Below are 17579 nucleotides of genomic sequence, written 5' to 3'. Positions count from 1 at the left end.
CGGTGGCCGGGCCACGGCCACGGTACGCGGCCCCGGCGGGCGGCCGGATCCGCCGCCGGGCGCGGGCGGCGCGCCCGCCGGGCCGTCAGCCGCCGAGCTTGCCGGCCAGCTTCCCGGCCAGGCTCCGGGCCTTGTCCTGGAGTTCCTTACTGTCGGGAACCGAGGTGATACGCCCGGACTGCTCGGTGTAGACGACCGTGACGATCACATTAGATGTGCGGAACGCCACGCTCACGGTGCGCCGCTGCGCGGTGGATCCGGCTCCGGCGGGGGTGAGCGTGTCATTGATGAAGGCGGCGTCCCCGAGGTCGTCGAGGATGCGCGGTTCGAGGTCGGCGGGGTCGCTCTCCAGGCCCTCGTCCGTGCCCTCCGTGCTTTCCGGGGGACCGGAAGAGGAGGAGTCCGACGGGCTCTGCGACGACGTCGACGACGGCGAGGTTTCCTCGGTACGGATGGTCTGGGCCGTCTCGTTCGCGCCCGCCGGGCCGGCCGTCGCGGACCCCGTACCCGCCGTGCCGGAAGGGGTGCTCGCCGGGCGCAGGGCGGTGGGGTACTTCTTGAGGAACACCTCCTGCGCGCGGTCGCTGTCGCTCACGGCGGGGTCGTACGACACCACGCGCTCGAAGTCGAGGCTCAGGGTGTGCGAGGCGTCGGGGGAGTCGGCCCGCCAGCCGCAGCCCACCCGGCGGTCGGTGTCGAAGGTGCTGGCCGCGCTGCCGCGCAGGGCCTTCCGCTGCTGTGTCTCCGGGAGTCCGGTCACCCCCGGCAGCAGATCCCGGAGCGTGGAGCGGCCCACCGAACCGCAGGGCTCCAGCAGGGTGCGGTACTTCCCGGGCTGGGCGGCGGCCTGGGTTCCGCTGCCGGGCTTGGCGTCCCCGGCGGGGCCCTTGGCACCGGAGTCGTCGGTGCAGCCGGTGGCCAGCGCCGCGAGGAGACCCGCCACGAGAACGGGCACGTACACCATTGACGCGCGGGGTCTGATCCCCCGGGCCGGGGCTGCCTCACGGCGGGGCGCGTACGCCTTTCGCTGCACGGTACCGGGCTCCCTTCGAGCGGAAAAGCGGTTGCCGCGCGAGGGCGGCCGATGGACACAATGTCTATCGCACGCGCTGCCGTGGCTGCCGGTCCGCTGGGTCTTACGCGGACATTGGCACCGGTTTTGCGGTTCATTGTTTTTCATGGCTTATCGGGGGAATCGGGGAAGTATGTCGTACGTAGAGGTGCCGGGGGTCCAGGTCCCGATCCGGATGTGGACCGATCCCGCGTCGGTCGAGGACATCGCGATGCGGCAGCTTCACAACGTTTCCACGCTGCCCTGGATCAAGGGTCTGGCCGTCATGCCGGACGTCCATTACGGCAAGGGCGCCACCGTCGGCTCGGTGATCGCCATGGAGGGCGCGGTCTGCCCGGCGGCGGTCGGCGTCGACATCGGCTGCGGCATGTCGGCGGTGAAGTCCTCCCTCACGGCCAACGATCTGCCGGGCGATCTCTCCCGGCTGCGCGGCAGGATCGAGGACGTCATCCCGGTCGGCCGGGCCATGCACTCCGAGCCGGTCGACCCGAGCCGGGTGTTCGGCTTCCGGGCCGAGGGGTTCGACGATTTCTGGAGCCGTTTCGACGGCGTCGCGGACACGGTCAAATTCCGCCGCGAGCGGGCCACCCAGCAGCTCGGCACCCTGGGCGGCGGAAACCACTTCGTGGAACTGTGCCTGGACGAGACCGGCGCGGTCTGGCTCATGCTCCACTCCGGCTCCCGGAACATCGGCGCCGAGCTGGCCGCCCACCACATCGCCGAGGCCCAGAAGCTGCCGCACAACCAGGACCTCCCCGACCGGGATCTCGCGGTCTTCGTCGCGGACACCCCGCAGATGGCGGCGTACCGCAATGATCTGTTCTGGGCCCAGGAGTACGCGAAGCACAACCGCGCGATCATGATGGGCCTCTTCCAGGAAGTGATCCGCAAGGAGTTCCGCAAGGCCAAGGTCTCCTTCGAACCGGTCATCTCCTGCCACCACAACTATGTGTCGGAGGAGCGGTACGACGGTATGGACCTGCTGGTCACCCGCAAGGGGGCGATCCGCGCCGGCAGCGGCGACTACGGCATCATCCCCGGCTCGATGGGCACCGGCTCCTACATTGTCAAGGGCCTCGGCAACGAGAAGTCCTTCAACTCCGCCTCCCACGGCGCGGGCCGCACCATGAGCCGCAACCAGGCGAAGAAGCGCTTCACCACAGCCGACCTGGAGGAGCAGACCCGGGGCGTCGAGTGCCGCAAGGACCCCGGCGTCGTCGACGAGATCCCGAGCGCGTACAAGCCGATCGAGCGCGTCATCGACCAGCAGCGCGATCTGGTGGCCGTCGTGGCGAAGCTCAAGCAGGTCATCTGCGTGAAGGGCTGAGCCTTAAGAGCCTAAGAGGCTAAGAGCCTTGGTGCCTCGGCCGCTTCACAGCTCCCGGTGCACCTTGGTGTTGGAGGCCTGCACCCGGGGGCGGACCATCAGCAGGTCGATGTTGACGTGCGGCGGGCGGGTCACCGCCCAGGTGATGGTGTCGGCGATGTCGTCGGCCGTGAGCGGCTCGGGCACGCCCGCGTAGACCTTGGCGGCCTTCTCGGCGTCGCCGTGGAAGCGGGTCGTGGCGAACTCCTCGGTCCTGACCATCCCGGGCGCGATCTCGATCACGCGCACCGGGGTGCCGACGATCTCCAGCCGGAGGGTCTCGGCGAGGACGTGCGCGCCGTGCTTGGCGGCGACATAGCCCGCGCCGCCCTCGTAGGTGCCGTGGCCCGCCGTGGAGGTGAGGACGACCACCGTGCCGTCGCCGCTCTCGGTCAGCGCGGGCAGCAGGGCCTGGGTGGTGTGCAGGGTGCCGATCACATTGACCTCGAACATGCGCCGCCAGTCGGCGGGGTCGCCGGTGGCGACCGGGTCCGCGCCGAGCGCGCCCCCGGCGTTGTTGATCAGTACGTCACAGCGGTCGAGACCGGCGGCGAAGGCGTCGACGGCCGCCCGGTCGGTGACGTCGAGGGTGTGGGCGGTGGCCCGGTGGCCCGCCGAGACGAGTTCCCCGGCGAGCGCCTCGATCCGCTCCGCCCGGCGCGCGGCGAGCACCACGTGATATCCGGCGGCGGCCAGCCGGCGCGCGGTGGCGGCCCCGATGCCGCTGCTGGCTCCGGTGACGACGGCGACGGGGGTACCGGTGGTCATGTCCTGCTCCTCGCGCGGGTGATCGATCGAACGACGCCGCCAGGATAGGCGGGGGCCGGCCCGAGGATCGCGGCGGCGGTGGACCGGCGCGAGGTCTGCGGCAAGTTCGGTGAATACCGCTTCCGTCCGCCAGGGGTCTGTCACCTCCGATACCGCCGGGCCACTGCCGCGAAGGCGGCCTTGGGTTCCCATTCCATGTCGGGATAGGTCTCTCCCCGGCGCCCTTCGAGGAGTTTGACGATGCCCAGGCCGGCCCGGTCCAAGTCGTCCCGGGGGTCGCCGTCCGGGCGGTGCGGATAGCCGGGCAGGGCGAACAGGAACACGAACGCGCTGTCCACGCCCTCAGTCTCGAAGATTTCCAGGAGTTCGCTCAGGTATGCGGCCTGGCCTGCCTCGTCCCGCTCGTATGCGCCGTTCAGCCGGACAGGTGCCTTGGTTCGCGGGTCGTGCTCGACCACTTCCAGCACGCGCCCACCGCGGTCTCCCGCGCCCTGGTAGGCCGCGGTGCCGAAGCCGGTGACGGCGAGCGGCTTCGGGCCCTGGGCCAGGCTGCGCACGGCGTCCCGGAACCGGTCGGCGACCTCGGCGGAGCGGATCAGCTCGAACGTCACGATGTCGAAGGGCGTCCAGTCGACCTGCTCGAACTGGATGGAGGCGTAGGTGAGCGCGCCCTGGAAGCGTTCGCGGACCGTGGCCGCGGCATCGCCGAGGAATGCGTTGACGCGCACGCCGAGCTCACGCATCGCCTCGGCCCGTCGCTCGGGTCGGCTCATGAGCTGCTCGACCCGCTCCTCCGGGCTCTTTCCGGGCAGGAACCCGCGGTTCATCACGCTCAGCTCGACCCCTGCGACAAACACGACCGCGGCCCCCTGCCGTCGGAGTCGCTCCGCCCGCTCGGCACAGTCACGGAAGAGCGCGAGGATCCGGTCCGGATCCAGCTCCAGCGGATAGGGCGAGAACCAGACCTCCAGACCGAGTTCGGCGGCGAAGCCGGCGGCCGACTCCAGCCGGTCCGGGTCGCCGCCGATGATCTGGACCGCGTTGCAGTGCAGGTGGTCGCGGATGATGGCGAGCTCGCGCCGGACCACCGCGGGATCGAAGGGCTCGTGGGAAATCTGGCCGTGCACAACGAATCCGGTGCTGTAGGTCATTCCCCTTGCGCGCATGGCGACGTCCCTTCTGTCGGTCTCGGCCGAATCGAGGCTGACAGGAAATGTGCGTGCACGCAAGTTTGCGTCCACGCATTCCTGTGTGGAACGCTGACATCGTGACGACACCACCACCAGGGCTGCGGGAGCGTAAGAAGAAGGCCACACGCGAGGCGCTGCGTGAGGCGGCCCTGCGCCTGGCCATGGAGCGCGGACCGGACCAGGTGCGGGTCGAAGACATCGCCGAGGCGGCCGGGGTCTCGCCGCGCACCTACAACAACTACTTCGCCAGCCGCGAACAGGCGATCGTCTCCGCTGTCACCGCGGACCGGGAGGCGCGAATCGCGGCGGCGGTCGCCGCCCGGCCCGCAGGAGCGCGCCTGGCCGATGTCGTCACCGAAGCGGTGGTCGAGCAGTACACGAACACCGGTGAGCGTGAACACGCGGCACTTCTGCTGATCATCACCCGGACCGCGCTGCGCGACGCGTTCCTCGATGCCACCGCCGGCATCGAGCACCCTCTTGCGGCGGTGATCGCCGAATGCCTGGACGACGCCGGAACGTACACGGCTCGTGTTCTCGCGGCAGGTGTCGCCGCGGCGGTGCGCATCGCGCTGGAAGGCTGGCTCCAGCCGGCCGGGAACGAAGGGGCCGCCGGGAGCTTCGGCGGCGGAGGGCTGGTCGTGCCTTCCGGCTCCCTGCCGGACCAGCTCCGCGCGGCGCTGGCCCCGCTCTCGCCCGCGTTCGACGCGGCCGAGCGACGCACTCGGCCGTGAAGCCGAACCGGGTGCTTTCGCGCGGGTGATGAGCCGCCGGGGCTCGGCCCGGGGCCCCGCCCCCCCCGCAGGCTCAGCGCCCCGGGGCTCCGGGCCGAGCGGCTCAGCGCCCCCGGGGCCCGTACATGATCAGGGCCATCCCCGCCAGGCAGACCAGCGCGCCGATCACGTCCCAGCGGTCGGGCCGGTAGCCGTCGGCGACCATGCCCCAGGCGATGGAGCCCGCGACGAAGACCCCGCCGTACGCGGCGAGGATCCGGCCGAACTCGCCGTCCGGCTGGAGTGTGGCCACGAAGCCGTACGCGCCGAGTGCGATGACGCCCGCGCCGATCCAGATCCAGCCGCGGTGCTCCCGGAACCCCTGCCACACCAGCCATGCCCCGCCGATCTCGAAGAGGGCGGCGACGACGAAGAGGGCGGCGGAGCGCAGAACGAGCATGGGAACACCCTGTCATGCGCCCCGGCGCCCTCCGGGCGTCAGGCCCGGCCCGCCCAGGCGATGTAGCCGTCGGGGCGGATCAGCAGCGCGTCGCGCCGGTCCGATGCCCAGTGCGCGGTGACGGTCCGCGCCGGGGAGGGGGCCTCGGAGGGCTTCGCTCCGGGCGGTGCCACCAGGATGTGCGTGCCGCCGCGCAGCAGCTCGTGGAGACGGCCCTCCGCCAGCCGCAGATCGGGGGCGCGCCGCCCGGTCAGCGGGTGGGATCCCCGGGGCCGGGAGTAGGAGATGCCGATGCCGGAGATCTGCCCGGCGGCCAGGTCCCCGGCGGCGGGGACGGCGGCGAGCAGGCGGATGGCGGCCGAGCGCAGCGCCAGCACGGGCCGGGTGTGGGCGACGACCATACGGAGCATCGTGCCGCTGGAGCGGACGACCATCGCCCCGACCGGGTGCCGTTCCGCGTGGTAGCTGTCGAGGAGGGTCTCGGGCTCGGGGGCCTCGCCCCGGACGACCGAGGCCAGCTTCCAGGAGAGGTTGGCCGCGTCCTGGAGGCCGGTGTTCATGCCCTGGCCGCCCGCCGGGGAGTGGACGTGCGCCGCGTCGCCCGCGAGGAAGACCCGGCCGTTCCGGTAGGAGGGGACCTGGCGTTCGTCGGAGTGGAAGCGGGAGACCCAGCGGGCGTCGTGCATGCCGAGGTCGGTGCCGTAGACGGCACGGGTGATCTCGCGCAGCTCCGCCAGCTCGACGGGGGCCGTGTCGGGGACCTGGCGGTCGCGGCGCCACGCGATGATCCGGTACCAGCCGTCCCCGAAGGGGGCGACGAAGGCGACCGCGTCGCCCGTGGCGAAGGCCGCGATCCGCTCCGAGGGCGGCTCCGTCAGCCGTACGTCCGCGAGGATCATCGAGCGGATCACCGCCTTGCCCGGGAAGGGCGTCCCCAGCAGGCGGCGTACGGAGCTGTGCGCGCCGTCCGTGCCGACGGCGTAGCGGGCGCGGATCGTGGAGTGGGTGCCGTCGGCCGAGGTCACCCCGGCGATGACCTCGCCGGCGGTCTGGGTCAGGCTCGTCAGCTCGGTCTCGTGGCGGAAGGTGACACCGGCGGCGCGGGCGCGCCGCTCCAGCAGGCGTTCCACCTCGTACTGAGGGGTGACCAGCACGAAGGGGAAGCGGGTCGACAGCCGGTTGAGGTCGAGGACGGTGCTGCCGAGGAAGACGATGCCGTTGGTGGGCGTCCCCCGGGTGATCAGCTCGTCGGCGAGGTCGCGGGCGTCCAACTGCTCCAGGGTCCGGGCGTGCACGGCGAAGGCGCGGGTCAGGGAGCTGGTGCCGGACGGGCGGCGCTCGATCAGGGCGACGCGGACGCCCGCGGCGGCGAGGTCCCCGGCGAGCAGCAGCCCGGTGGGTCCCGCGCCGACGACCAGGACTTCCGGGTCGGGACCGGGACCGGGACCGCCCGGATCGGATGGTCCGTCGGTTCCGTCGGTTCCGTCGGTTCCGTCGGTTCGGCTCATGGCTGCCTCCTTCAGGCCGACGCGCGGACGGCCGGGGGATGGTGGTCGATCAGCTCGTCCGCCACGCTACTCCGGGCCCCGGTGATCACGCCGTCATGGCCGCCGTGATCGTGATCAATTCCCTTGTCCGCCAGGTGAGTTACGCGACCGCCCCGCCGAACTCCCGCATCGCTTCGTCGACGATCGCCTCCAGCCGGGCGTGGTGCGCGCCCCGCCAGTACACCCGTTCGCACGCGAAGCACTGGGCGAACACGTCGTACGACCGCTGGGTGCCCTGCTCCAACTGGTCCCGCACCGTGTCCTTGTCGGCCTCGCGCAGCGGCCCGTTGCACGCGGTGCAGCGGCTCCAGGGCGCGAGCGCGGGGGCGAACCGCTCCAGTACGTCCCTCAACTGCTCCTCCGGGCGGTCGCTGTAGACATAGGCCCCGGCCCAGATCTCGCGGCGGCGCAGCAGCCCCCGGTCCCGGGAGAGCAGCACCCGCCGCTCCTTCGCGGAGAGCGCGGCGAGCGCCGGGTCCCCGATGTCCTCGCTCTCGTACGCGGCGTCCACGCCGAGCAGCCGCAGCCGCCGGGCGAGCGTGCCGAGGTGGACGTCGAGCAGGAACCGCAGCGGGGCGCCGGGCACCGGCTGCGGGCGTTCGACCGCGAAGACCTCGACGCTCTCGCCCTCGCGCGGGATGTGAGCGACCGTCACCGGCTCGCCGTCGACCAGCAGCCGGCCCGCCTCGGTGAGCGGGACGCCCAGTGACTCGATGACATGGCCGAGCGTCGAGGAGCCGTCGGTGATCAGGGGCGTCCGGCCCTCGCGGTACTCCGACGGGACGAACAGCCGCAGCCCGGGGGCGACGGCGAGATGGATTTCCGGTCTGTTCATGCTGATCAGGATGTCATCGGGCGGGCCCGGCGGCGGTGTGCGCCCTGTCCTGCACCTGGGCCTCGGAGAGCGCGCAGCGGGTGCCGCTCGCCGGGACGGTGTGTTCGCCGAGGCGGTCGCGCTCCACGCGGGTGACGCGTCCGCAGCGGGGGTCGGGACAGCGGAGGGCGGTGACGGCTCCGGTGTCGCCGTCCCTGTGTACGTGGGTGTGGGAGGTCGGATGTCCGCCGTGGGCGCGGACCTCGACGCCCCAGCGGGTGAGGCGGGCCGCGAGCCACGGCGCGTGGACGTCGTACGTCCGGGCGATGGCCCTGAGCGAGTCGCCCTGGCCGTAGCGGTTGATGACGGTGTTCCGGTCGGCGATGACGCGGTTCCGGGCGGCTGCTTTCTCCGCTGGGGTACGGCGTGGCACTGCCTGGTCTCCTGTCCGTTCGGTGTGGGTACGGGGATGGCCCCGGCCGCCGCGTGGGTACCGGGTGACGGCCGGGGCCGGGGAACGGGCCACGGGGCCCGCTCCCCCTTCCCCCGGCCGGGCACGCATCGCCCGGCCGGGGGGTCCGCCGCTCCGCGCGATCTTCCGCAGCGCCGGGGGACGCTGCCGCGCAGGAGCGGGGGTCTTATGGGACCGCCGGGGCCGCCGTCGGGTGTCGGCGGGTCACTGCCAGGTCCGCTTGCGGCTGTTGGCGTTCCGCTCGGCCACGGCCGCCGAGAGCCGGTCGGCGTCCGTGGGCGGCCGTACGTCCTCCCGCACCGCCTCCCACTCCAGGCCGCCATCGACCGGCCGGAGGGCGTAGTGCGTCGCGCATTCCGCCATCACGACCCCCAGCGCCCTGGTGTCGGCGTCGTACGCGATGTCCCCCACCGCGAGCCCGCCGCTCATGCCGCCTCCAGAAAAACGCTCATGACAGACACCGAATATTCCTCTCTGTAGTACGACGACTACTCGGTGATGGCAGAGTGGCGTACGTCCGGAGCGGGTTCAACTGATGCAGATTGCTTGATGAATCGGGAGTGGGGATGGCGAACCGCAGGGAGTTGGACCCCGAGAGCGGGCCCGGGGCGGCTTTCGGCGCGCGTCTGCGCACTATGCGGGATGCGCGCGGCTGGACCCAGGAGGAAATGGCCGAAAGGCTCGGGTGCACCGGGTCGCACGTATCCGCCGTGGAAATTGGTCGACGCCCGCCAACTCAGCGTTTCGCGTCCAGCGTTGATAGGGTTTTCGACACCGGAGATCAGTTCGAACGTCAGAGTCTGGCGGTGCGGAGAACGGCACTGTTGCAGGGGTTCCCGGACTATGTCGGGCATGAGCGCCGGGCGTCGGAGATCAGGCTGTTCGAGTCGGGAGTGATTCCCGGTCTCCTTCAGACGCGCGAGTACGCGAGCGCCATGGCTGCCGGGGCGGTGCGGCGTGGGGACATCACCCCCGAACAGGCCGTTGAGCGGGTCGACTATTTGATAGAGCGGCAAGCGGGGCTCGTCCGAACTCCTGCCCCGCAGATCTTCGCGGTGCTGGACGAGAGCTGTCTCCGCCGACCGATCGGCGGAGCCGACGTCATGGACGCCCAGTTGGCACGGCTGATCGAGTTCGCCGCACTTCCCCACACCGGGCTTCAGATCGCGCCGTACTCCATGGCGGAGGACAAGCCTTTCACTCGGATGGTCTTTCTTCTGACGATGCCCGAACGGTCCCTGATGTCCTACGTGGAGTCGCAGACGCATACGTATCTGGACCGTGAGCTGTCATCCGTACTGCCGTTGATGAGGAACTACCATCAACTACAGCTCGGGGCAATGTCTCAGGCGGACTCAGTTGCCATGATCGAACAGCTACGAAAGGGCAATCTGTAATGAGCACGACCAGCTCTTCCCCGCTTCGGTGGGTCAAGTCCTCGTACAGCACCTCGAACGGTGGTGATTGCGTCGAGTGGGCCCCGGACTACGCGTCCGCCACCGGCACCGTCCCGGTCCGTGACAGCAAGAACCCGGCCGGGCCGACCCTGATGGTCTCCCCCTCCGCGTTCGCCGGTCTGGTCACCCTCGCCCGGTCCAGCGCCGTCTAGTCACCCGTACAACACCACCCCGAGCCCCGCCGTTTCCCATCTTCCGGAACGGTGGGGCTCGGTCGCACATGGAGTCGCGGACGCACGGGTATCCAGACCGCGAACTGTCCACTGCCATGCTCGAAAAGCCGCGAAGGGGCAATGCGCGATGGCCAAGACCGACTCCTCCCCGCTTCGGTGGGTCAAGTCCTCCTACAGCACCGTGAACGGCGGTGCGTGCGTCGAGTGGGCCCCCGACCACACCTCCACCACCGGCACCATCCCCATCCGCGACAGCAAGAACCCAACCGGCCCCACCCTGATGCTCTCCCCCTCCGCCTTCACCGGCCTGCTCACCCTCGCCCGCTCCAGCGAGCTGTAGAAACACCCCAAGCCCCGCCACCTCCCCTTCCCCGGGCCACCGGGCTCCGTAGCGGCCGAGCCCCCGCCCTCCGGCGGGGTGCTCGACGCCCACACGACGGCGGGCCACCCCGGCCCGGAAACCTTCCGCCTCACCATCGACGCGGCCGGGCAACACCTCCAGCACCCCGGGATGCCCGCCATCTCACTGGAGTGAACACGACCCCGGCTGTCGTGCACGATGGGAGACGATCCGGCCGCAGTCGGCGGTCTGGTCCACCCACGCCTTCGGGAGCAGGGGCGGCGCGCACCAGGCCCCGATGCGGTCGTACGGGCAGGACGGCGGCGAGACTCGACTCCACGCAGGAAAGCCGTAGCAGCACCACGGCAGCGAAGAGGCCGAGGCGGGCCGCGCACCGCTGGGCTCCAGTACGCCCTGGCAAGCCAAAGCGCCGGGGACCGCTCGTTGGAGTGATCTGCCTCCTGCTCGGCAGTCTGTCCAGCCGTCTGCCCGTAGAACGTGGTGGCATGGGACTCGGGGACCGGCACCAGAAGAAGGACGTTGAAGCGGCTCTCAAGAGGGCGGAAGCGGCGGGCCTCAAGGTGACGCACGACAAGAATCGCCACCGGTGGGGATGGGTGATCTGCTGTCCGTGCAGTAAGAACGTCACGGTGTACTCCACGCCCAGCAGCCAGGGAGAAGAGGCGAACAAGATTGACCAGTTCACAGGAAAGCACCGGAACTGTGCGTAGCTGGTACTTCAACCTCGTGCTGGACGCCCCGCTCACCGACGGGCAGAAGGACTTCCTGGATGGCCTCGACCGCTTCGCGGAAGGCGGCATCGGGCTGGAAGAGGGGCCGGGGTACTCAGGGTTCCTCTGCGTCGTCCGGGCCAAAACCCTCACCGCCGCCATCGCGGACACCCTGGGCCGTTTCGAGGACTTCCCCGGTGTGCTGGTGCGGAGTGTGGTGCTGGACCACTTCGACCTTGCCGCGAACGGCATGGCGACCGCCGCCGTGGTGCCCGCGCCGCCCTCCCCGACGTCCTGCACGGAACGGCCAGCCGGGCTTCCCGGGTCGGGGCTCAGGGCTGGGGGTCGCTGAGGTCGGCGACTTCGGGCGGGGGATAGAAGCGGCGCGCCCAGTGTCGGAAAGGGCCGATCGGTCCGTCGCCGTGGGTGAGGCGGGGTGGCTGCCGGTACTGCTTGTGGTGCCAGATGGGGAAGTCGGCGGCGGTGAACTCGCGGCTGGAACGGAAGATCGCACGGTTCAGCAGCCGGGTGGCGGTCCGGCTCACCGCACGGGCGAGCGGGCCCGGGAGCCGTCCCGGTTGGCTGAACGTGAGCCGGTTCAACTGCCGGAACTGCATCCGGTTGGGGCCGATCGCGGTCGGCATCACCATCGTGCACATCCGCAGCCCGACCCGCGAGGTGTACACATCGGCGTGCAGACACCCCAGTCCATATCCGTCCACCTCGACCTCGACCGTGAAGTCCCCCAGCAGCGGCGCCGACTCATGCGCCCGCAGCGACACATGGAAGCCGGCTCCGTCGTAGGCGACGGGACCGCCGACGTCCGCCTTCTTCCAGCCGTGGAGCGTGGCGAAGTGCCCGACGTCCACCGAGTTCTCGATGACCTCCTGCACATGCCCCGACAGTTCCCACACGGCGCTGCGGGCGGGCAGATGGCCGATCACATGCCAGTCGGGGATCGACCAGTCCGGGGCGCGTCCGTCGTGGTGCCGCCACACGAAGACGGCCCCGTTGGCCTCGCGCACCGGCAGCGATTCCAGCTCCGACCTGGGCGGTGGCGGGGTGCCGTAGCCCGTCCGTACACACGCGCCGTCGGGGCCGAACGCGAAGAGATGGAACGGACACACCAGGTCGTCCCCCTCCATCCGCCCCAGACCGAGATGCGCGCCCAGGTGCGGACAGTAGGGGCGCACGGCCCGGACCGCCCCCGTCCGCAACCGGTACAGCACCACGTCCTCACCCGCGAGCGGTCGCGTCAGGACCGCGCCCGCCCGCACCTCCCCGGAGAACGCCAGCGCGGACCAGCCGCTCGGATACGGCAGAACGGGCGCCCCGGCCCTGTCCGCCGGAGTCGGCCCCTCGGTGATCCTGCGCCCGTAATCACGTGAAAATCCCACCATTTCCCCCTCACGGATGCGGCTCCGTGAAGCCTGCCCACCCAGATCCGGCATCGGCGAGGAATGCCGCGAATCACCTGAACGGGTAGCGGTGGACGCTCAGGGGTCGGTCAGATCGAACCGCCAGTGGTTCGCCCGTATCGGATTGCCCTCCGGATACTCGGTGTCGAACGCGCCCACCAGAGCGAACCCGGCCTTGGCGCACACCCGGTTCGACGCCTCGTTCGACACTTTCGGGCAGGCATGCAGATAGCGCCGCCCGCTCTGCCGGGCGCGGGCCTCCGCTATCACCGCGAGCGCGGCGGCGGTGGCGATCCCCCGGCCCTGGAAGGCGGGGAGCACGCCCCAGCCGATCTCGTAGGCGGGCTCGCCCCACTCCTCGGTCTCCCAGTAGGTCACCGTGCCCGCGTCCTCGCCGGTGTCCGCCACCACCCGATAGACCCGGCCCGGGCCGGTGCGGTCCGCGCTCAGGGCGACATAGCGCCGGTGGCGGGCGAGGAGGCGCTCCTCGGTCTCGGGGCCGCCCAGATGCTCCATCAGCTCGGGCGCGTTGCTCGCGCGCAGCAGCGCGAGATCACCTTCGGTCCATCCTTCGAGGCGTACCGCCGCCGCGTTGGTCACCATGCCTCGAACTGTAGGACCCGGCACTGACAGTGCCCCGGGGCGACGGCCGACGGCGAGGGCTCAGGGCCAGACCAGGCAGTACGGCTGGTGTCCCGCCTCATGCAGCCGGAGGCTGAAATCCTGCCACTCGTGGAGCAGCCGGTAGACGTGGAAGGCGTCGCGAGGGCCGCCCCGGTCGGGGACGGTGGACCAGATGAAGGCGGCGGCGCCGACGGATTCCTCGCCTATGTCGCGGAGCGGGTCCACGACCGTCATCGGGAGCTTCACCACGGCGTAGTCCGGATGCAGCACGACCAGCTCCAGCGGCGGCACCTTGCTGAGGGGCATGCCCTGGATTCCCATCAGCACCATGGCGGCTATGGTCTCTGGCTTGATCTTGGTGAAGAGGCCGCCCATGCCGAGCTCGTCCCCGCCGAGTTCTTCCGGACGCATCGAGATGGGGACCCGCGCTGCCGTCGCCCCATTGGGCGCGCCGAAGTATTTGTAGGTCACCCCCATGCGGCCGTTCCTGCCTCCCATGGCATCCGCGTCCGCGTCGCCTCGCCGGTGCTTGCCCCGCCGGGCAGGCTCGGGACCCAGGTCGTCGGTGCCCTCGCCCAGTCCGCCGCCGCGATACATATCTCCACCCGACCACTCGCGGCCCCCGCCGCGCAACCCGATCATCGTGACAGTGACCTCCCCCGCGCACGCCTGGTGAAACACCTGTCCGCGAGGAACACCGTGGCCTCTGACACCATGGATTCCGTGAGCCTTCTCTGTGTCGCACCAGTTTCGCAGATGTGAGGGGGCTGACGTCGTTCCGTCGTACGAGGAGATCCCGCTCCCCGCTCACCCGTGGCCGAGATCATCCGCCCCCGGCCGCCCGAACCCCGAATCGCAGATCAGGACCAAAGTGGCGTATTCATACGAAGCCCCAGTTTCGCAGGCGCTCTTCGACCGCGCGTCCGTCGTGACGCCCGGCGGCGTCAACTCTCCCGTGCGGGCCTTCAGGGCCGTGGGCGGTACGCCCCGGTTCATGGTGTCCGGCACCGGCCCGTACCTCACCGACGCGGACGGACGGGAGTACGTCGACCTCGTCTGCTCGTGGGGACCGATGATCCTCGGCCACTCCCACCCGGCCGTCCTGGACGCCGTGCGGGAGGCCGTCTCGCGCGGCACCTCCTTCGGCACGCCCGGCGAGGGCGAGGTCGCCCTCGCCGAGGAGATCGTCGCCCGGGTCGCCCCCGTCGAGCAGGTGCGGCTGGTCTCCAGCGGCACCGAGGCGACGATGTCCGCGATCCGGCTCGCCCGGGGATTCACCGGCCGCGCCAAGGTCGTGAAGTTCGCCGGCTGCTACCACGGCCATGTGGACGCGCTGCTCGCGGCGGCCGGCTCCGGCGTGGCGACCTTCGGGCTGCCCGACACCCCTGGGGTCACCGGCGCGCAGGCGGGCGAGACGGTCGTCCTGCCGTACAACGACCTCGAAGCGGTCCGGCGGGCCTTCGCCGCGCACCCCGGGGAGATCGCCTGTGTGATCACCGAGGCCTCGCCCGGCAACATGGGCGTGGTCCCCCCGCTGCCCGGTTTCAACCAGGGCCTGAAGGACCTCTGCCGCGAGCACGGCGCGCTCTACATCTCCGACGAGGTGATGACGGGCTTCCGCACCAGCCGGGCCGGCTGGTACGGCGTCGACGGCGTCGAACCCGATCTGATGACCTTCGGCAAGGTCATGGGCGGCGGCTTCCCGGCGGCGGCCTTCGGCGGACGCGCGGACGTGATGGGCCACCTGGCCCCGGCCGGCCCCGTCTACCAGGCGGGCACCCTCTCCGGGAACCCGATCGCCACCGCCGCCGGACTGGCGCAGCTCCGGCTGCTGGACGACACGGCGTACAAGAAGGTCGACGCGGTCTCCGCCACGATCCAGGGCCTGGTCACCGAGGCGCTCACCGAGGCGGGCGTGGTCCACCGGGTGCAGCGGGCGAGCAATATGTTCTCCGTCTTCTTCACCGCCGACGCCGTCACCGACTACGAGGGGGCGAAGCGGCAGGAGGCGTACCGCTTCAACGCCTTCTTCCACTCGATGCTCGCCGACGGCGTCTATCTCCCGCCGTCCGCCTTCGAGTCCTGGTTCGTCTCCACGGCCCACGACGACGCGGCGGTCGAGCGGATCGCCGCCGCGCTGCCCGCCGCCGCCCGGGCCGCCGCCGAGGCCACGGCATGAGCACGGGGACGGAGACGGGGACGGAGACGGGGACGGAGACGGGGACGGGGACGGGGAACGGCCTCGACACCACCCGGACGGTGGTCCATGTGGTGCGGCACGGAGAGGTCCACAACCCCGACGGCGTGCTCTACGGCCGCCGCCCCGGATACCACCTCTCCGACCTCGGCCGGGAGATGGCCGACCGGGTGGCCGAGCATCTCGCGGACCGGGACATCACCCATGTCGTCGCCTCCCCGCTGGAGCGCGCCCAGGAGACCGCCGCCCCCGTCGCCAAGAGCCACGGGCTGCCGCTCGGCACCGACGAGCGGCTGATCGAGGCGGGCAATGTCTTCGAGGGCAAGACCTTCGGCGTCGGCGACGGCGCGCTGCGCAGGCCGGGGAACTGGCGGCATCTGACCAACCCGTTCCGCCCGTCCTGGGGCGAGCCGTACATCGAGCAGGTCGTGCGGATGTCGGGCGCGCTGGACTCCGCGCGGGACGCCGCCCGGGGCCACGAGGCCGTTCTCGTCAGCCATCAGCTGCCGATCTGGATCGTCAGGAGCTTCGTCGAGCGCCGCAAGCTCTGGCACGACCCGCGCCGCCGCCAGTGCACGCTGGCCTCGCTCACCACCTTCACCTACGCGGGCGACCGGCTCGTCTCGGTCGGGTACTCCGAGCCCGCGCGCGATCTGGTGCCCCCGCATCTGCTCGCCGGGGCCAAGCCGGTGAAGGGCCAGTCGAAGGCATTCGGGGCCTGAGGAACTCCCCGCCGGGTCCGCCGGAGAAGGGCTTTGATCCCTTCTCCGGCGCGCCAGGCCGGAACGCTTTCTTTAAGGCCCCTTGACAACAGGCCCAAGGGGGGTCATACGGGCAGCGAGGGGGGCGCTCAAGATCGCCGCAACCGCCATGCGAAACTTTTCACATGAGCCTGAGCCGTGCCCCTCGTGCTGCCCTGCTGACCGCCGTGACCGTGGCCGGCGGGCTCGTTCTGCTCACCGCCTGCGGCGGCGGTGAGACCGGCAAGTCCGGCGGTGGCGACGACAGCAATTTTGTCACCAACACCGGCGGCATCTCCACCGTCGCCCAGGGCGAGCGCAGAAGCACCGGCGAACTCTCCGGTGAAACCCTGGAGGGCGAGAACCTTGATGTCGCCGACCTCAAGGGCAAGATCGTCGTACTGAATGTCTGGGGCTCCTGGTGCCCGCCCTGCCGGGTCGAGGCCCCCCATTTCGTCAAGGTGTCGAACGAGCTGAAGCCCAAGGGCGTGGAGTTCGTCGGCATCAACACCCGGGACCGCCAGAAGGGTCCGGCGCTCGCCTTCGAGAAGGATTACGACGTCGACTACCCGAGCCTCTTCGACCCGGCCGGCAAACTCCTCGTCAACGGTTTCCCCAAGGGAACCCTGGCCCCCCAGGCCATTCCCTCCACCGTCGTTCTCGACCGCGAGGGAAAGATCGCCGCGCGTTCGCTGATGGCTCTCAATGAGAAGCAGCTCCGCAAGATGATCGACCCGCTGATCGCGGAGAAGTGATGAACGAGACGGTTTTCAGCGGGGCGCTCGCGCTGGCCCTGCCGATCTCACTGCTGGCCGGGCTCGTCTCCTTCTTCTCGCCCTGCATACTGCCGCTCGTGCCGGGCTATCTCTCCTATGTCACCGGTATCACCGGAACCGATCTGGCCGAGGCCAAGCGCGGCCGGATGCTCCTCGGCGCTTCCCTCTTCGTCCTCGGCTTCACCGCCGTCTTCGTCTCCGGCGGGGCGCTCTTCGGGCACTTCGGCAGCGAACTCCAGGCCAATCAGGAGACCATCTCCAAGATCCTGGGCGTGCTGATGGTGCTGCTCGGGGCCTTCTTCATGGGCGGCATGCCCTGGCTCAACCGGCGCGAGTTCCGCTTCCACAAGAAGCCGGTCGCCGGGCTGGCGGGCGCTCCCCTGCTGGGCGCGCTCTTCGGCGTCGGCTGGACCCCCTGCATGGGCCCGACCCTCTCCGCCGTGCAGCTCCTCGCCCTGGAGCAGGGCAGCGCGGGCCGGGGAGCCATACTGACCGTGGCGTACTGCCTGGGCCTCGGTCTGCCCTTCCTCTTCGCCGCCATCGCCTTCCGCAAGGCCCTCGGCGCGTTCGGCTGGATCAAGCGCCACTACGTATGGGTGATGAGGGTCGGCGGCATCATGATGATCGCGACCGGGGTGCTGCTGCTGACCGGGATCTGGGACGTCATGATGCAGCACGCACAGAGCTGGACCACTAGCTTCACGGTGGGGATCTGAAACCA

General features: G+C 70.6%; 22 protein-coding genes. 11 read left to right on the top strand and 11 right to left on the bottom strand.

The genetic code is table 11. The annotated features are described in order from the left end of the window. Positions 1 to 85 precede the first annotated feature (85 nt). Complete coding sequence (locus IE247_RS26810) at positions 86 to 964, bottom strand: DUF3558 domain-containing protein (protein WP_190125924.1); 879 nt, start codon at positions 962 to 964, stop codon at positions 86 to 88. A 241-nt stretch (positions 965 to 1205) separates the two neighbouring features. Between IE247_RS26810 and IE247_RS26805 the strand changes: the two genes are divergently transcribed. Next, a complete protein-coding gene (locus IE247_RS26805) occupies positions 1206 to 2399 on the top strand; it encodes an RtcB family protein (protein WP_190125869.1) in 1194 nt (397 codons plus the stop codon). Between the two features lie 45 nt (positions 2400 to 2444). Here IE247_RS26805 and IE247_RS26800 read toward each other — a convergent pair whose 3' ends face one another. Both IE247_RS26800 and IE247_RS26795 read right to left on the bottom strand, forming a co-directional pair. Continuing rightward, positions 2445 to 3206: an SDR family NAD(P)-dependent oxidoreductase gene (locus tag IE247_RS26800; protein ID WP_190125868.1), complete on the bottom strand. Its 762-nt coding sequence runs from the start codon at positions 3204 to 3206 to the stop codon at positions 2445 to 2447. A 140-nt stretch (positions 3207 to 3346) separates the two neighbouring features. Continuing rightward, positions 3347 to 4357, bottom strand: a complete 1011-nt coding sequence (locus tag IE247_RS26795) for a hypothetical protein (protein WP_190125867.1) — start codon at positions 4355 to 4357, stop codon at positions 3347 to 3349. A gap of 116 nt (positions 4358 to 4473) precedes the next feature. On the opposite strand from IE247_RS26795, the gene IE247_RS26790 reads away from it, so the two are divergent. Beyond that, a complete protein-coding gene (locus tag IE247_RS26790) occupies positions 4474 to 5130 on the top strand; it encodes a TetR/AcrR family transcriptional regulator (RefSeq protein ID WP_229869369.1) in 657 nt (218 codons plus the stop codon). A gap of 103 nt (positions 5131 to 5233) precedes the next feature. On the opposite strand, the gene IE247_RS26785 is transcribed toward IE247_RS26790, so the two are convergent. The 5 genes from IE247_RS26785 to IE247_RS26765 all read right to left on the bottom strand — a co-directional run bounded on the left by IE247_RS26785 (position 5234) and on the right by IE247_RS26765 (position 8831). Then, positions 5234 to 5569 (bottom strand): YnfA family protein, encoded by a 336-nt coding sequence (locus tag IE247_RS26785; protein ID WP_190125865.1) that lies wholly within the window; start codon positions 5567 to 5569, stop codon positions 5234 to 5236. Between the two features lie 38 nt (positions 5570 to 5607). Beyond that, the gene (locus IE247_RS26780; RefSeq protein WP_190125864.1) at positions 5608 to 7077 is read right to left on the bottom strand and encodes an FAD-dependent monooxygenase; all 1470 of its coding nucleotides are present in this window, start codon (positions 7075 to 7077) and stop codon (positions 5608 to 5610) included. Between the two features lie 139 nt (positions 7078 to 7216). Continuing rightward, on the bottom strand, positions 7217 to 7951 hold the full coding sequence (locus tag IE247_RS26775) for a Mut7-C RNAse domain-containing protein (protein ID WP_190125863.1): 735 nt from the start codon (positions 7949 to 7951) through the stop codon (positions 7217 to 7219). A 13-nt stretch (positions 7952 to 7964) separates the two neighbouring features. After that, a complete protein-coding gene (locus IE247_RS26770; protein WP_190125862.1) occupies positions 7965 to 8363 on the bottom strand; it encodes a hypothetical protein in 399 nt (132 codons plus the stop codon). Positions 8364 to 8606: 243 nt separating this feature from the next. After that, positions 8607 to 8831, bottom strand: coding sequence for a hypothetical protein (locus IE247_RS26765; RefSeq protein ID WP_190125861.1), 225 nt, complete (start codon positions 8829 to 8831; stop codon positions 8607 to 8609). Between the two features lie 137 nt (positions 8832 to 8968). Between IE247_RS26765 and IE247_RS26760 the strand changes: the two genes are divergently transcribed. The 5 genes from IE247_RS26760 (at position 8969) to IE247_RS26745 (ending at position 11455) form a co-directional block, all read left to right on the top strand. Further along, a complete protein-coding gene (locus IE247_RS26760) occupies positions 8969 to 9799 on the top strand; it encodes a helix-turn-helix domain-containing protein (protein ID WP_190125860.1) in 831 nt (276 codons plus the stop codon). Continuing rightward, a complete protein-coding gene (locus IE247_RS26755) occupies positions 9799 to 10011 on the top strand; it encodes a DUF397 domain-containing protein (protein ID WP_190125859.1) in 213 nt (70 codons plus the stop codon). Before IE247_RS26760 ends, IE247_RS26755 begins: the two co-directional genes overlap by 1 nt. A 148-nt stretch (positions 10012 to 10159) precedes the next feature. Continuing rightward, positions 10160 to 10372: a DUF397 domain-containing protein gene (locus IE247_RS26750; protein ID WP_190125858.1), complete on the top strand. Its 213-nt coding sequence runs from the start codon at positions 10160 to 10162 to the stop codon at positions 10370 to 10372. A gap of 506 nt (positions 10373 to 10878) precedes the next feature. Further along, positions 10879 to 11103 carry a hypothetical protein gene (locus IE247_RS34560; RefSeq protein ID WP_229869368.1) on the top strand — a complete coding sequence of 75 codons (225 nt, stop codon included), beginning with the start codon at positions 10879 to 10881 and terminating at the stop codon, positions 11101 to 11103. Next, entirely contained in the window at positions 11096 to 11455 is a 360-nt protein-coding gene (locus IE247_RS26745; RefSeq protein WP_308433263.1) for a hypothetical protein, read from the top strand. The genes IE247_RS34560 and IE247_RS26745 overlap by 8 nt, the downstream gene beginning before the upstream one ends. Here IE247_RS26745 and IE247_RS26740 read toward each other — a convergent pair. From IE247_RS26740 to IE247_RS26730, 3 genes are all read right to left on the bottom strand, one after another. After that, entirely contained in the window at positions 11436 to 12500 is a 1065-nt protein-coding gene (locus tag IE247_RS26740) for a Rieske 2Fe-2S domain-containing protein (protein ID WP_190125856.1), read from the bottom strand. The two genes, IE247_RS26745 and IE247_RS26740, sit on opposite strands and share 20 nt — an antisense overlap. A gap of 99 nt (positions 12501 to 12599) precedes the next feature. Next, positions 12600 to 13124: a GNAT family N-acetyltransferase gene (locus IE247_RS26735; RefSeq protein WP_190125855.1), complete on the bottom strand. Its 525-nt coding sequence runs from the start codon at positions 13122 to 13124 to the stop codon at positions 12600 to 12602. Positions 13125 to 13184: 60 nt separating this feature from the next. Beyond that, on the bottom strand, positions 13185 to 13742 hold the full coding sequence (locus IE247_RS26730) for a hypothetical protein (RefSeq protein ID WP_190125854.1): 558 nt from the start codon (positions 13740 to 13742) through the stop codon (positions 13185 to 13187). A gap of 274 nt (positions 13743 to 14016) precedes the next feature. Between IE247_RS26730 and hemL the strand changes: the two genes are divergently transcribed. From hemL to IE247_RS26710, 4 genes are all read left to right on the top strand, one after another. Next, positions 14017 to 15324 (top strand): glutamate-1-semialdehyde 2,1-aminomutase, encoded by a 1308-nt coding sequence (gene hemL, locus IE247_RS26725; RefSeq protein WP_190125853.1) that lies wholly within the window; start codon positions 14017 to 14019, stop codon positions 15322 to 15324. Next, positions 15321 to 16064 (top strand): histidine phosphatase family protein, encoded by a 744-nt coding sequence (locus IE247_RS26720; RefSeq protein ID WP_190125852.1) that lies wholly within the window; start codon positions 15321 to 15323, stop codon positions 16062 to 16064. Before hemL ends, IE247_RS26720 begins: the two co-directional genes overlap by 4 nt. Before the next feature lie 164 nt (positions 16065 to 16228). Continuing rightward, positions 16229 to 16837 carry a TlpA family protein disulfide reductase gene (locus tag IE247_RS26715; protein ID WP_190125851.1) on the top strand — a complete coding sequence of 203 codons (609 nt, stop codon included), beginning with the start codon at positions 16229 to 16231 and terminating at the stop codon, positions 16835 to 16837. Then, the gene (locus IE247_RS26710) at positions 16837 to 17574 is read left to right on the top strand and encodes a cytochrome c biogenesis CcdA family protein (protein WP_190125850.1); all 738 of its coding nucleotides are present in this window, start codon (positions 16837 to 16839) and stop codon (positions 17572 to 17574) included. Before IE247_RS26715 ends, IE247_RS26710 begins: the two co-directional genes overlap by 1 nt. Positions 17575 to 17579 lie beyond the last annotated feature (5 nt).

The sequence above is a fragment of the Streptomyces inusitatus genome, from assembly GCF_014651115.1.
Classification (GTDB): domain Bacteria; phylum Actinomycetota; class Actinomycetes; order Streptomycetales; family Streptomycetaceae; genus Streptomyces; species Streptomyces amakusaensis.
The sequence above is the reverse complement of the archived record's forward strand: the minus strand, read 5'-3'. Positions and strand labels throughout refer to the sequence as shown.

Excerpts from the sequence above, each read along its gene's own strand:
- IE247_RS26810 (WP_190125924.1), bottom strand. The coding sequence starts at position 964 with ATGGTGTACGTGCCCGTTCTCGTGGCGGGTCTCCTCGCGGCGCTGGCC.
- IE247_RS26805 (WP_190125869.1), top strand. The coding sequence starts at position 1,206 with ATGTCGTACGTAGAGGTGCCGGGGGTCCAGGTCCCGATCCGGATGTGG.
- IE247_RS26800 (WP_190125868.1), bottom strand. The coding sequence starts at position 3,206 with ATGACCACCGGTACCCCCGTCGCCGTCGTCACCGGAGCCAGCAGCGGC.
- IE247_RS26795 (WP_190125867.1), bottom strand. The coding sequence starts at position 4,357 with ATGACCTACAGCACCGGATTCGTTGTGCACGGCCAGATTTCCCACGAG.
- IE247_RS26785 (WP_190125865.1), bottom strand. The coding sequence starts at position 5,569 with ATGCTCGTTCTGCGCTCCGCCGCCCTCTTCGTCGTCGCCGCCCTCTTC.
- IE247_RS26780 (WP_190125864.1), bottom strand. The coding sequence starts at position 7,077 with ATGAGCCGAACCGACGGAACCGACGGAACCGACGGAACCGACGGACCA.
- IE247_RS26775 (WP_190125863.1), bottom strand. The coding sequence starts at position 7,951 with ATGAACAGACCGGAAATCCATCTCGCCGTCGCCCCCGGGCTGCGGCTG.
- IE247_RS26765 (WP_190125861.1), bottom strand. The coding sequence starts at position 8,831 with ATGAGCGGCGGGCTCGCGGTGGGGGACATCGCGTACGACGCCGACACC.
- IE247_RS26760 (WP_190125860.1), top strand. The coding sequence starts at position 8,969 with ATGGCGAACCGCAGGGAGTTGGACCCCGAGAGCGGGCCCGGGGCGGCT.
- IE247_RS26755 (WP_190125859.1), top strand. The coding sequence starts at position 9,799 with ATGAGCACGACCAGCTCTTCCCCGCTTCGGTGGGTCAAGTCCTCGTAC.
- IE247_RS26750 (WP_190125858.1), top strand. The coding sequence starts at position 10,160 with ATGGCCAAGACCGACTCCTCCCCGCTTCGGTGGGTCAAGTCCTCCTAC.
- IE247_RS34560 (WP_229869368.1), top strand. The coding sequence starts at position 10,879 with ATGGGACTCGGGGACCGGCACCAGAAGAAGGACGTTGAAGCGGCTCTC.
- IE247_RS26735 (WP_190125855.1), bottom strand. The coding sequence starts at position 13,124 with ATGGTGACCAACGCGGCGGCGGTACGCCTCGAAGGATGGACCGAAGGT.
- IE247_RS26730 (WP_190125854.1), bottom strand. The coding sequence starts at position 13,742 with ATGTATCGCGGCGGCGGACTGGGCGAGGGCACCGACGACCTGGGTCCC.
- IE247_RS26720 (WP_190125852.1), top strand. The coding sequence starts at position 15,321 with ATGAGCACGGGGACGGAGACGGGGACGGAGACGGGGACGGAGACGGGG.
- IE247_RS26715 (WP_190125851.1), top strand. The coding sequence starts at position 16,229 with ATGAGCCTGAGCCGTGCCCCTCGTGCTGCCCTGCTGACCGCCGTGACC.
- IE247_RS26710 (WP_190125850.1), top strand. The coding sequence starts at position 16,837 with ATGAACGAGACGGTTTTCAGCGGGGCGCTCGCGCTGGCCCTGCCGATC.